This window comes from Microbulbifer variabilis, assembly GCF_052468405.1.
This window is the reverse complement of the sequence record NZ_CP174343.1, coordinates 511,889-524,615: the sequence shown is the minus strand read 5'-3', so window position 1 is coordinate 524,615 and position 12,727 is coordinate 511,889. Positions and strand designations below refer to the sequence as shown.

Sequence of the window (12,727 nt, the reverse complement as noted above, 5' to 3'; positions counted from 1 at the left end):
TTTTCATGGACTTTACCACTGCTCAAAACATACCAACTCTGTGCTTGAGGCTTCATTGCCAAATTTTCATTGAAATCATACCCGAAACAATCAGCAGCAACACCAAATTTTTTTGTAACCCTATATAATTTTCGGCTCAAGCCTCACATAAAATAATATTTATTAATTTTTCTACTCGATCACCAGTATTGCTCTCTCCATATTCAATATGCTTTTCACAACATAGAACCCTAAAGCCAGCTTCAATTAATTGAGTTCGAATGTCGCTTTCATCAAAAAGCTGAAACCCAAACGGTGTGAATGACAAACTCTGCATAAAAGACTTATCACCAAAAGCTAAACAAAATTTCCCTTCAGGTACCAGTACTCTGCGTATTTCAGATAAATGTTTTTTGAGAGATTCCCAAAAGTAGACGGTGTGGACAGTAATCGCCTTCTCGAATTGGCTGTCGGCAAACGGCAACCTCTCCGAGGTTCCAACTTTAAAGTCCATCTGTCCCGATTCAATGTGTTTAGAATTGAGAGTTTTCGCGCTCGCAACCATTTCACTGGACCAATCGATTCCCGTATAGCGAATACTGGAGCCTTTACGGAGCACATCTACTGCAAACTTGCCATTGCCGGGCCCAATCTCAAGAATATGGTCATGATCTACCACATTAAGCAATTCTAGTGCAGCCAGGTTCGTTGCTTTATTAGCCTTGTTCATCTGCAGTGCAGTATCTGAAGCTAAAGCACCAGATGGCTTCCTTAGCTGTTCAGCGACCAGTTTAGGATCTTTAGACATTTATTCTCCATTTAGTACCAATTGTAGAGCACATAAATAGCACTTATGTACTTACAACTGCAATTAATTTAGAAATTAACAGCAGTTTTTCGATTGCTTTTTACATCGCCGCTTAGCGTCCAAACAATTTTTTAACCTGTTATTGCGTTGTTCACATAACTCACCATCAAATTTCTCTAAACATGATCCAAGCAACAATATACGAGCCCAGGTCAAATCAAAGTGTAAAAGCAGCTAATCTTACGTAACTTCAATAGATCAAGCTTAAGCCAAATTATTTGGTGGATCAATTAGGTAAATATAACTCTATATCAATTGAAGTACTTCAAGTATTACCCTAATATCTTCCAAGATTATCTTGCTGCACTATAGTCCTGAAAAAGTAAGTGCGATATATAAATATGTAACTTCGAATGGATACAGCCAATACCCATCCAAATTCTCAAAAACCGGTAACTATCCATTAAACTACTAGATATCAGCCTAATCCTTAAAGAGAATCTGGCATGCTAAATGGCGCTATGCTTGTCTGGTTTATTTTCGCGGCTATAAGTGTGGTCTTTGTCGTTTGGGATTCCATCACCAATGCGCCGACCAGCTGGGTACAACGTATGGCATGGATATTGGTGGTGGTATATACCGGTGTTGTCGGATTAATACTCTATCTTCTTACTTGTCGTCGGCCTTTTCCTGGCGCCCACGATGCTTTTACTTGGGCAACATGGAAGCAAAGCGTAAACAGTGAGATGCATTGCCTGGCTGGCGATGCAACTGGAATCGTGATTGCAGCATCAATAGTTCCTATTTTCGGACTCACTAATGGCTGGGATGCCACTATTGAATACATTGCCGGTTTTATCTGCGGGCTCTTTATTTTCCAAGCACTGATGATGCGTGGTATGTATCAGGGAAGCTATCTAAAAGCTGTACGTAAAACATTCTTCGCCGAGACTGTTTCTATGAATATGGTGATGGGAGGAATGATTCCAACTATGGTAATACTGGCTTCGCTATGGCCCGGATCAGAAGAACCCACAAATGCCACATTTTGGTTCCGAATGAGCCTTGCAACTATCGTCGGTGGAATAATCGCTTACCCTATTAACTATTACTTGGTTAAAAACCACTTGAAACATGGGTGTATGACTTTACCAGGGCGGGATGGGCCTGCACCTCATTTAGGACACTGCTCGCTTGAAAGCCATCCCACCGATAAGAACCATAAAGAACATGGTATGAAAATGCGCACCCTGCCTCTTTCAATTGCAATCACTTGGGTAGCGTGCACCCTTATTTTTCTTCTATTTACAATTCTAATAACGAATCAGTTTGTACCCCTACGATTTTGATTAACAAAGACCCACATTTTTTAAAAATTTGGCTGAAAAGATATTGTTATAAGAAATGATCTCTTTTCATACATCACTTTCTCTTTTTTAATTTCGAAAGGAAAATTTTGATTCGTCAGAGACATACTTATCAATATATTCATCAGATTAGAAGTTTGATTCTTATCACTAACTCTTTCGCAAAAAAGAGTCATCGGAGAACCTCATAATCATTCAATAAGAAAAAATTGGACAGAGCTACATCTTGTTGATTTATGGTAGTATCAAAGGAAAGTAGTTACCAAAATAAGCCTTTTGATTGGCTTTTAGCCAATTCATTTTATGGCAATAGTAATAGAGTAGTAACAAGAAGTGTTCAACTTCTTACGATTGGCCAGGGATAGAGGCTGTCAACCATGAGTAAGCGCTTACTTAATCTTGATACCCTACGTGGACTGGCAGCCCTTTTGGTTGTTTGGCAGCATAGTAGCGAAGTATTCATTCAAATACCTAATATTGCCCTGCATGGGACAGACCTCGCTAATTTTATTAGCCAGTTGGATTTTGGCAGAATAGGTGTTCTCTGCTTCTTTTTGTTATCTGGCTATGTAATTCCTCATAGTCTGCTTGAAGCGAATCGCCCTCTAAAGTGCTTTGCTATACGACGCTTCTTTCGACTTTACCCTACGTACTGGGTTTCTCTCATTATCGCAGTTAGCTTTACATGGTTATTTGCTGGTCACATTTTCTCGCCAGTAGCTGTCCTGGCAAATACCACTATGCTGCAAGGACTCCTGGGCTTTGAAAATGTGCAGAAGTTATACTGGACCCTTACTGCAGAGCTTATTTTCTACTTACTATGTGCAATGATGTTTGCCCTTAAACTACTAGGGAATCCAAAGAACCTTTTATTGCTTTGTTGGGCGACGCTGTCTTTATTTATCTGTCTACAGCTTTTCGAACACTCACCAGCTTTACAGCTACAACTACCGGTAACAATCACTTATATCCCTTATGGTATAGCCGTAATGTGCTGTGGAGCCTTACTCCGTTACTGTTTTGAGACCAAGAGGTTTCATCGCTATGCTGTATTGGCTATAGCTTCAACGTTCTCTATCCCTATACTGGTGCTAAGCTTGCACCTTTTCGGTAATTCCATTAGTAGTGAGCCCGTTCGCTTTGGACTGTCGCACCTGATTGCTCTGGGTATTTTCCTCTCAGTAATATCATTACCTTTAAATTCCATACGACATTTCGCCACCCTGGGAACAATCAGCTATTCCATTTATTTATTTCACTTATGCATGATATACGTGATGAAATGGTCTATATCCCAGCCTTGGGGCCAAGTTTTTTCAGGCTTCCCTTTATCCGTTTATCTGTCTGTAACAACATTGGCCAGTATAGCGCTGGCAACCTTGATTTACTGGCTTATTGAAAGGCCATTTGTCAAGTTGGGGCGCTCTTTAAGTACCAGTGCTCAAGATGCGGAGAGTGCCCAACAACAAGAAAGTGAGAAGGTTGCCATAAGAACGTAACCCATTCACCAATACTCTGAAAAACCGTATATTTAGTGAAGGCCCATACAACTGTGCCCCTTCACTGGAGTTGAAACTGGTCTAGCTTCTATAAGGGCCTATATAGGGGCCTACGAGATAAATCGGTAGACCCCAATTTCACATCGATTGATAACTTTTTGTAAAATTAGCTAGCCCAAAGCAGACTTGCCGCAATCGACCACATCATAATACCCACCAGAACATCCAGTACACGCCAGGTCTTCGGATTCTTAAACAGCGGTTGCATCATACTGCCACCTACTGATAACAGCGCGAACCAGAGTACCGAGGCACTGCAGGCACCAATCACGAAGAACAGAGTACCTTCCCCGGCATACTGGGCACCGACCGACCCGATCAGCACTACGGTATCCACATAGGCATGGGGGTTTAGCAGGGTCAGCGCTACCGCGGTGATCAGAGCCGAGCGTCTCGATTTAACCCATTCCTTCTTGTCCTCAAGCCCTTTATTGGTTAAAGCGGAGCGAAATGCCATAGCGCCGTAGCCAACCAGGAAGGCCACTCCCAACCAGGTCAACCAGACCATCCAGTTGCCTTCCGCTTGGGCCAGGTGTGATACGAGGTAAACACCACAGGTGATCAGAACAATGTCCATCAAGACGCACAGCGCGGCGATACTGTAGTGATACTGGCGACGAATACTCTGCGTTAGTAGATACGCATTCTGCGCGCCAATCGCCATGATCAAACTGATAGTGGTGATAAAGCCCTTTGTCATAGGGGCCAGTAACAAACCCGAAACCACGGTGCCTCCTGTAGCTATTGAGTCTTGTCCGCGGGCCTGCGGACCTGGGAAGTGGCGAGAGATTAAGAGGGGCGCTAGAATAAGTAAATTTAATTATTTTGAGCCATCATAAGAAAATCTTATGCTAGATCTTAAGCAACTACAGGCGTTCGCCTTTGTGGTGGAGGAGCAGAGCTTTGACAAGGCCGCATCACTGCTTCATGTAAGCCAATCTGCGGTGTCCCAGCGTATCAAAGCCCTGGAGGGACAGATTGGTCAGGCCCTGCTGATCAGGTCTACCCCCCTACGTCCAACGGAAGCCGGCCTGAAAGTAATGGGCTACTACCAACAGATGAACCTGCTGCAACATGAGCTGCTGGAGGATATCGATCCAGAGGGTAGCAAGACCCGCTATAGCAACCAAAACAAGGTGCGCATTGCCCTCAATTCGGACAGTCTGGATACCTGGTTTTTAAAAGCCATCACACCCTTGATCCGCTCACAGCACCTGCTCGTAGACCTGAAGGTAGATGACCAGGATGCCACCCATGAATTACTGAAGAACGGTGAAGTTATCGGCTGTGTTAGTTCTGTAACCAGTAATCTGCAGGGATGCCAGTCCCTGCTACTGGGACATATGGCCTACTACCCGGTATGCACTCAGGCCTTCAAGGAGCAGTACTTCTCCGATCCGGTAGATGTGGATGAATTTCGCTATGCTCCTGCCGTCGAGTTCAATTACAAAGACCAGTTACAGAGCCGTTATCTTAAGCAGTTTTGGGGAATTGAGGCAGGACAGTATCCCTCACACGAAATCCCATCCTCAAAGGGCTTTCTCAACTTCCTGACTTTAGGACTTGGATGGGGAATGGCACCGGATATTCAAGTTGCCGATTTACTGAAAAGGGGCACCCTGATAAAGCTCACCCCAGATCAACATCTGAAAATTCCGCTGTACTGGCATGTATGGAATCTAAAATCCTCTCTGATCAAGCAAATTACCAATACCCTTGCAAAGTTTGCTCACAAGGCCCTGCACCAGTGAGAGACCGGTGCCGGGCTTTATCGAGGTAACTATCATCAATACTATGGCCTTTAGTCAGCTCTAGGGGGAATACAATTGGTGAGAAACAACGTACAAGTGAAAATTTAGCTGTCGCTAATCCTTACCTTACCACCTGCTTCAAAACACCTAGGTAATTATCGGCCAACTCAACATCATCGTAATAACCGCGCTCCTTCAGCAATTTATGCAGCGCTTTGAGGTTATATGTGGGGACCGCCATAAATGCATGATGTTCACAGTGGTAACTCAGACCATCAGTGGGGCTAACAAACAGTAATCCCAAGATACCCCTTGGAACCGAACGTGTATTATATTTAGGTTCCAGATGGTAGAGGTCTTTAACACCTGCGTGTTCGGCGATCTGGCGCATCCGTATAATAGCCATATATACGGTGAGGTAGGCTATAACCCATAATATATAAAGCTGTGGAAAGCCAAAAGCCCATAACATCGAAAACATAACACCGTTAACAAATAAACCACGTGTTAACTGAAAATTAATCCGCTTTTTTCTGCTTAATAGATCTCGTCCACTTAGAAATAAGTATAAATTAGCCTTTAAACCAGTAATCCCCAAAAAATCCCTGGTAAACTTTCTCACCAAGCTCAATTTGGTCACGGGGTAATCTTTATAGTTCTGTAGATCTGGATCTTGATCTGTCCCTGCTCTCCGGTGATGAAGCATGTGGCTTTTTATATAAGTTTCACCATCCATCAATAAAAATGGTGAAGACAACCATTTGGCAACAAATTTATTATAGGAGCGAGTTGCGAAAAGTGTTTTGTGACCCGCTTCATGCATAATAGCCGCCAAAGCTTGCTGCCGCCCCGCTAGTAAGAATACTGCAATAATGTAAGTTGACCAGTGTGGCAGTAGTGCTGCCACGACGAAAATACCTATTATTCCGAGCCAAGTGCTGACTACTACCCACCAGGCTTTGGCATCACTGCGCTCCAGAAATGGCTTTACCTCTTCTTTACTCACAGGAATATTCATCGCGGGGTACCTTTTTTGATTATGTGTCAACACCTAATTTCTGCAGTTGCTCCAGCCAAATATTGCGGCCTACACGATCATATTTACGTACAATTTTCTTTAGTTGCTGATACTTCTTTTGTGGCCTAATAACTTTTGGTAGTAAAGGATCGACCGCTAAACGGTGGATCGCCTCACCACCCAAGCGACATGTTTCATGCAACGAAGCACTAACAGACTTTGCTGCCAGGGATGTAAGGCTGCTTTCAAGCGAATGTATAAGAGCATCATATTCACTATCGAGCCGTTCGATATCCCATAAGTGGTGCGCCCAGTGACTAACTAATATGTCCGGTACGTCCTGCAACACAAAGCAATGAGCACTCTCTTCGAGACCAAGCCTTATCAGGGTTAGGGTCAATTCCGCATGATTGATGATTAAATTGTTCGGGCGCACCCATAGGTGATCTAGACCAGCAGCAAAGCCATACCATTCAAGTACCAGTATTGATTTTGCGCGGACCGCACGCGATACACCTTTGGGCAAATGACAGGCGAGCCAGCGATAATCCCAATTATCATAGTGGAAGGCATTTTGCTGCCAACGGTTAATAAAAGCTCGTTTGGCCAGAGCCTTTTCCGTTAAACGGTACATGCCTCGCCCATTCTGAGTAATCAGACCGGCACCGACCAATCTATTTAATGTTACCCGCAGATTATTGATAGAAATATCAAATGCATCAGATATATAACCCAGCTGGCTAGTCGTCAGCTCATGTCGTTTATTAACACCCATTAGATCCAACAGAACATTTTTTGGAGTGGGCTCATAAGTAAACTGATACATAGTGAATATTACGACAATAGTCCCTATTTTCCTTTTTGTGTAATATTACAGAGAAAACCCAATCATACAATATTGTGTAATATGTATATTAGAAAAAAGTCACTTAATTCAACCTCAATTTAATGTATCTCTATTGTGCCTATTGTTTGGTATGTATCGAGTAGTGTCATCCATTTTCATTTAGAAACTGAACTACTAAGAGTACACCCATAAGTAGATGCAATCGCCATCCCCTAAAGGGCTTGAAAACCCGATTTATAAGCGCACTTTCTCAATAGAAAACTACCAAGCCCTAAGCAAAAAGGGCCTGATTGACATAAACATTATTTAGAAGTGACTCAATTACTTCCAATATCTTCATGCTAACAATGCTTTAATTTTCTGCTTAGATCACTCCATACGTGAGTACAAATTTTTTAGCAATAGGAATGAAAAGCATACAAAATATACTTTCAAATAAGAAAATTCACTGCTGGAGATTAGAAAAAGAGTGTAGCCACCATGATAACTACTCAATGTAGTTATCATGGCCGTGGCTTAGTAGCTACCAACGCCTAAAGGTAAGTGGATAAAAAATATTCTAAAACTAAAGCACATCATCTAAGTGCTGTAAAAAGGGTACTATTGTTTGATTCCTCACGTCCTGACTCATGTCTCGACCGATGGTAGTATGATCCAAATTTACCCATCTCTGTGAATACCACCCTAAGTCAGTATCTTGAGCTGTATAAGCAAAAGAGTGAACCCCAGATAATTCAATGACCTCAGCCCCACCAGTCAACTGCCGAAGGTATAAATTATCTTTATAAGGAAATTGTGTATGGAGGTCAGTATAATAGCTTAAGTAGCTAGAATTCATGGGATTACGATGATATGAAGAAGTTAATCCCAACTCATTTTGAGTCCATTTACAAACACCATCAAAACTGTGGACAACAGTTCGAATATTACGAAAATCTGGATCAGCTCGCATAGCTTTCGCCAGTCTCATAACGAGACAACCACCACGAGAAGAACCCGCCAAGTAAATAGTCTCAAGATTGGAGGCATAAGCCTTTGACTTTAGCCAACTGAGGTATGCCCTTTCTATACGAGACTTCTCATTACTACCAATCATCTGATTAAATTGCGTATCAAAAGCAATCGCCAAAAAGGTCGCATCTGTTGGGAAATGCTCTGAATCTAGCAACTGCCGAGCAAGTGAACGGCCATCTATGCTGCGAGAGCAAGATTTTTTTAATATACCACAGTCTTTTTTAAATCCAGTTCTCTGGCCTGTCACAGAGCTTTCGACACCATTTCCTGGTGGCTGTTGTCCCGAAGCAATAAATACCAAGTTTCTTACATTATCGCGTGCTGGGTTTCGTACTCTAGCAATCTGAGTATGAAGCTGACGGCTATTACTGACGCCCTCTACCTCCCAGGCTCTATACTCAGATAAAGTGTCTTGTTTGAGGCACCAAAAATTCTGGCAATACCGAACCCGCTCTAAATTCACCGAAAAATCCGACTTTGGCTCGAAAGCTTGAGACTGGAAAGAATTAAAAGCAATCGACAACCAAAATAAATTTTTTATTATTTGAAGTTTCATTATTCACCAATAGTGTACTTTTATAATCTAATGATCCATGGCGACCCAAGCCTCATACAGCCTTAGTTACTACCTTTAGCAATGAAGTAGTCCCCAATTGAACAACTATAATGATCCAGCCGAAAGAGCCATCCATGGCTCTCACTGCAACAGTTACTACTCAACGGTTTCTGGATTATTTATATTCTCTGCATCAGATTCAGGTACATCAATATGCCGAAAAACTATTCTATCTACCTTAAATTTCTGCGAGCGGCCTGACATCACCAGTTTATACGTTTCGCCTGCGTTTAGCTTATAAACGGCAACACGTTTATTGTTATGACCACCAGGATCTAAATGATTGCCAGATTCCCAGACAAATTTATTGTGTTCTCCACCAAAGAACTTTGTATCTTTTTTCAATAGTTCCAGAGGGGCATCTTTACCATGACTATTACCGGCATTAGGTCCCGCCTCATAATTTCCTTCAAGTCGAAAATAAGCATCATTTGCCAGATCTGTACGAAATTCACCCTCATACACTAAGTTTTCTTTTGCAGCGTGCAGATGCAAATAATACAGGCCACTCCTTGTAATATTGAAAGTATATTCTAGGGGTGATTTAGGTGGGCCATTTAGTGGTGTATTGCCATTAAATTCAAGATATCCATTGCCTGTATGACCGCCAATATTATTTTTCTTTACCCACTCATCTAGATTTGAATCAGTATTTTCAGCCTCCATAATTACCAGACCATTTTGTTCTGTGTAGTCACCTTTAGGTTGATCTGGATTTAACTTGTCAAAATTCCAAATCGGACCGATATGACCACATCCTTCTTTACCTATATCCACACGGCCAGGACAGTAGTTTTCATCACCAGCATCATTTGCCGGGCCGTTACCACACTGAATATCATTGTACTTGGGACGGCCAGCCGATCCTGGACCCGGGCCAATTAGGTCACAAGCTTCTTTAACCGTCATTGTTCCATGGTCTGTCGAGACCATAATATCGGCAACATTGTGGTCAAAATTTGACTCACAAAAACATTGATCACCAATAGAGTAGCTATCCATCCAACTAGTTTGAGGTTCGAGTAAAACATCATCAGGGTTAATTGGTATAACTTTTACAATATCCGGGTGAACATTACTGTTTATACCTTCCGCTTTGATTACTACTGCCCAGTCCTGATTAGCTTCTGTTGGGGCAGTGCCAATACTATGAGTACCCATTCCGTCAAGTTGATTACCCAGAGTCAACTGGCCGCTTCTTGGATTGAACCAGTAAACCTTATAGGTATCCTCATTTGAAATCTCAATATTGGTCGTACCACCTTCGCGCAAGTAAATTAAATAGGCATTACCGCTATCTGAAAGTACCCAATCGTTATTGGTTGAAGTTACTTCATTATCCACATTTAAACTGTGTAAATTAACTTCAAGTTGGTTTTGCAGAATATCGTTGAAAAATTTAACAAAGTGGCCAGTTTGCTCCCAATGGTTATCAAACTCTCTCAGGTTCTCTACTGCTAGGTCATACGCGTGGCCAGCCCCAGGGTTCTTTAAGTACCATTCAAATCCTGCTCCGCCTCCCATAACACTGCCCCACATCCAATTGACCCTCTGAACTTGGGTAACCTCAGAATAAGGTACAGGCGCTTGCCCGCCGGAAGCTTCAGTGAAGGTAACATACCAAAGATGGTTATTAGTTTGGGACTCAGCCAGCCATTTTCTGCTCATCTGATATGGCGCGTTACGATGGTTTGCATCACTAGGAATATTACCAATCTGAATGCTCGGTCCATCAAAATTACTATTTCCCAACAATGGTCGATAGTGCTGATCCCATTGGCCACCATAAGTATGGAGTAAAGTGGGATGATCGTAGGGATCCACGTCTTTTAAGTATTGAGCGATTGCCTTGTGTTGCTCTTGACTAAGAGTAGTCTCCTCACCCATATTCCATTGCAGTGCAGGGTGATGACCAAAACGGGAAATCATCTCCCGATAATATAGTTTGCGTTCAAGCCCTAAGTCACCGTTATTCAGAATTTTATTATTCTCTGTTTCCTGTGTCATAAAGTGAATCAACATACCTTTACTGGTCATGTGATCCATTACGACCTCCCACTGGTCTAATTTACTGACATCAAACGCCCGATGGTTACCATCATATACTGCCCAAGGGTGGGCATCACAACCATCACCACTTTCGGTGTTTGCCATAATGTAAATTGCATTGACATTTTTTTCAGCTATATAGTTAACTAAACCAATAAGGCTTTTTCCTTTACTGTCTTTCCAGGTGGGATCTCCATTATTCCAATCATCAAGGTGGGGCTCAAAATTGTGTAATATACCTTTGCAGGAATTTACGTTGTAGTGTTTTTCTGTATTATCAAAGTCTGAATAACCAAAAATGTTTTCTGGGCTATCCATCCCACCTTCTATATATACTGACTTATCCCCCAAATGCTGTAAGTAGCGGGTTCCTTTTTTATGTATAAGTAACCCCTTACTCCTCATATCAAGCTCAGGTGCTGTGGATTGCAATACCGGGAAATAACCATTTTCACCATCAAATGAAACAGCATTGCCTGCATTTGTATCTAGATCAACTGCAACTTGGCTCCCTTGTCTCATAGATACATCGAAGAACCATTTACCTGAAGTTGGCGGTGAAAAGTAGGCACGCCATTTTGTTCCTTCAGTAGCACCCGTATTGGCCGAATTACCATCAGCAGCGAAATGACCAGGCACTGTGTAGGACAAGTCACCTTGTGTGAATGTCACGTTATATCGATAATCAGTAAACGTAGCATCATTATTTTCTGATGCATACAAATCATCACAAGTAATCGTTATTCGGTGCCACTTTTCCAGCGTACCGGAAACAGTACAATGTTCACTATGGCCGATATCATCCGGGTCGACAGGCCCCGGAGGATCCGTCGGATCTGGGTCCGGATCTGTCGGGTCGGTTCCATCGTTCTGTTTTACAGTAAATGTAATTGAGGCACTGGTTCCGGCAGAACCTACCCCATCATCCTGGGAGTAAGGTGTAGCGGTAAGGGTGTAAGTTCCGACTACGGGGGTCCAATGATTAAAATCACCCTGATCATCACCAAATAGAGCATATGGTGAGGCGTTTTCAATCATATTGTGTGTCTGAGCCCCTGTTAACTCAAATACCACACTCTCTGCCTGATCACTATTTGCTCTAATATTTAATTGACTTCCAACCTGACTTAGATATATGTCTGTACCATCGGTTAGTGAAACAATATCCGAGTTGCCCTGTGAATTGACCAAGGTGAAAGACGATATTACTAATCCGTTTCCTGGGTTCGGTATATCAGAATTTGCCGAAGGGGGCGTGGTCTCATCGTCGGATTCACCAGATGACGAACCGCCACCACAACCAGCTAATGCAGCGGTAATCAGAAGTGCCAGAGGCAAGCTACTGTTATTCATTTCTACTATTCTCTACTTTAAAAGCAAACAATTATTTGCTAATTACAGAATTAAATGGCCATATAGAAATCGGCTACAACATGCAGCACTGGCCAGATACTAAATCGCGCAGATACATACCGACCGTGAATTCAGTCACATGCAGTCAGGACTAGTTCCACAGCTTATAGATTGACGAAAAAGAGTAATTTTTTTCGTGTTTTATAGTAAGGCAGTTTTGAACTACCTCTATTTTAATAATATCCAGATTATCCTTATTGAAAACCTAAAGAGATTAAGGGATCGACAAAAAAATCCTGAATAGAACTAATAACTCCGTAAGTCCCAAGAAGCTAAAATATCGAAAAAACTATAAAATATTATCAA

General features: G+C 42.2%; 9 protein-coding genes. 3 read left to right on the top strand and 6 right to left on the bottom strand.

Annotated features, from left to right (window positions below):
- Positions 1 to 136: 136 nt before the first annotated feature.
- Positions 137 to 787, bottom strand: a complete 651-nt coding sequence (locus ACJJJB_RS02640) for a class I SAM-dependent methyltransferase (protein WP_445365688.1) — start codon at positions 785 to 787, stop codon at positions 137 to 139.
- A 506-nt stretch (positions 788 to 1,293) separates the two neighbouring features.
- On the opposite strand from ACJJJB_RS02640, the gene ACJJJB_RS02635 reads away from it, so the two are divergent.
- Complete coding sequence (locus ACJJJB_RS02635; RefSeq protein WP_445365687.1) at positions 1,294 to 2,136, top strand: DUF4396 domain-containing protein; 843 nt, start codon at positions 1,294 to 1,296, stop codon at positions 2,134 to 2,136.
- A gap of 395 nt (positions 2,137 to 2,531) precedes the next feature.
- Positions 2,532 to 3,653, top strand: a complete 1,122-nt coding sequence (locus ACJJJB_RS02630; RefSeq protein WP_282951400.1) for an acyltransferase family protein — start codon at positions 2,532 to 2,534, stop codon at positions 3,651 to 3,653.
- 166 nt (positions 3,654 to 3,819) lie between these two features.
- Here the strand turns inward: ACJJJB_RS02630 and ACJJJB_RS02625 are convergent, their stop codons facing one another.
- Positions 3,820 to 4,440, bottom strand: a complete 621-nt coding sequence (locus ACJJJB_RS02625; RefSeq protein WP_020412257.1) for a LysE/ArgO family amino acid transporter — start codon at positions 4,438 to 4,440, stop codon at positions 3,820 to 3,822.
- Positions 4,441 to 4,561: 121 nt separating this feature from the next.
- Here ACJJJB_RS02625 and ACJJJB_RS02620 point away from each other — a divergent pair, with 121 nt between their 5' ends.
- A complete protein-coding gene (locus ACJJJB_RS02620) occupies positions 4,562 to 5,464 on the top strand; it encodes a LysR family transcriptional regulator ArgP (RefSeq protein WP_445365686.1) in 903 nt (300 codons plus the stop codon).
- A gap of 121 nt (positions 5,465 to 5,585) precedes the next feature.
- Here ACJJJB_RS02620 and ACJJJB_RS02615 read toward each other — a convergent pair whose 3' ends face one another.
- From ACJJJB_RS02615 to ACJJJB_RS02600, 4 genes are all read right to left on the bottom strand, one after another.
- Positions 5,586 to 6,482, bottom strand: coding sequence for a fatty acid desaturase family protein (locus tag ACJJJB_RS02615; protein WP_444945525.1), 897 nt, complete (start codon positions 6,480 to 6,482; stop codon positions 5,586 to 5,588).
- Between the two features lie 19 nt (positions 6,483 to 6,501).
- Positions 6,502 to 7,308 carry a hypothetical protein gene (locus ACJJJB_RS02610; protein ID WP_444945526.1) on the bottom strand — a complete coding sequence of 269 codons (807 nt, stop codon included), beginning with the start codon at positions 7,306 to 7,308 and terminating at the stop codon, positions 6,502 to 6,504.
- A gap of 586 nt (positions 7,309 to 7,894) precedes the next feature.
- Positions 7,895 to 8,899: an alpha/beta hydrolase family protein gene (locus ACJJJB_RS02605; protein ID WP_445365685.1), complete on the bottom strand. Its 1,005-nt coding sequence runs from the start codon at positions 8,897 to 8,899 to the stop codon at positions 7,895 to 7,897.
- 156 nt (positions 8,900 to 9,055) lie between these two features.
- Complete coding sequence (locus ACJJJB_RS02600) at positions 9,056 to 12,361, bottom strand: DUF5060 domain-containing protein (RefSeq protein WP_444945528.1); 3,306 nt, start codon at positions 12,359 to 12,361, stop codon at positions 9,056 to 9,058.
- Positions 12,362 to 12,727: the final 366 nt, after the last annotated feature.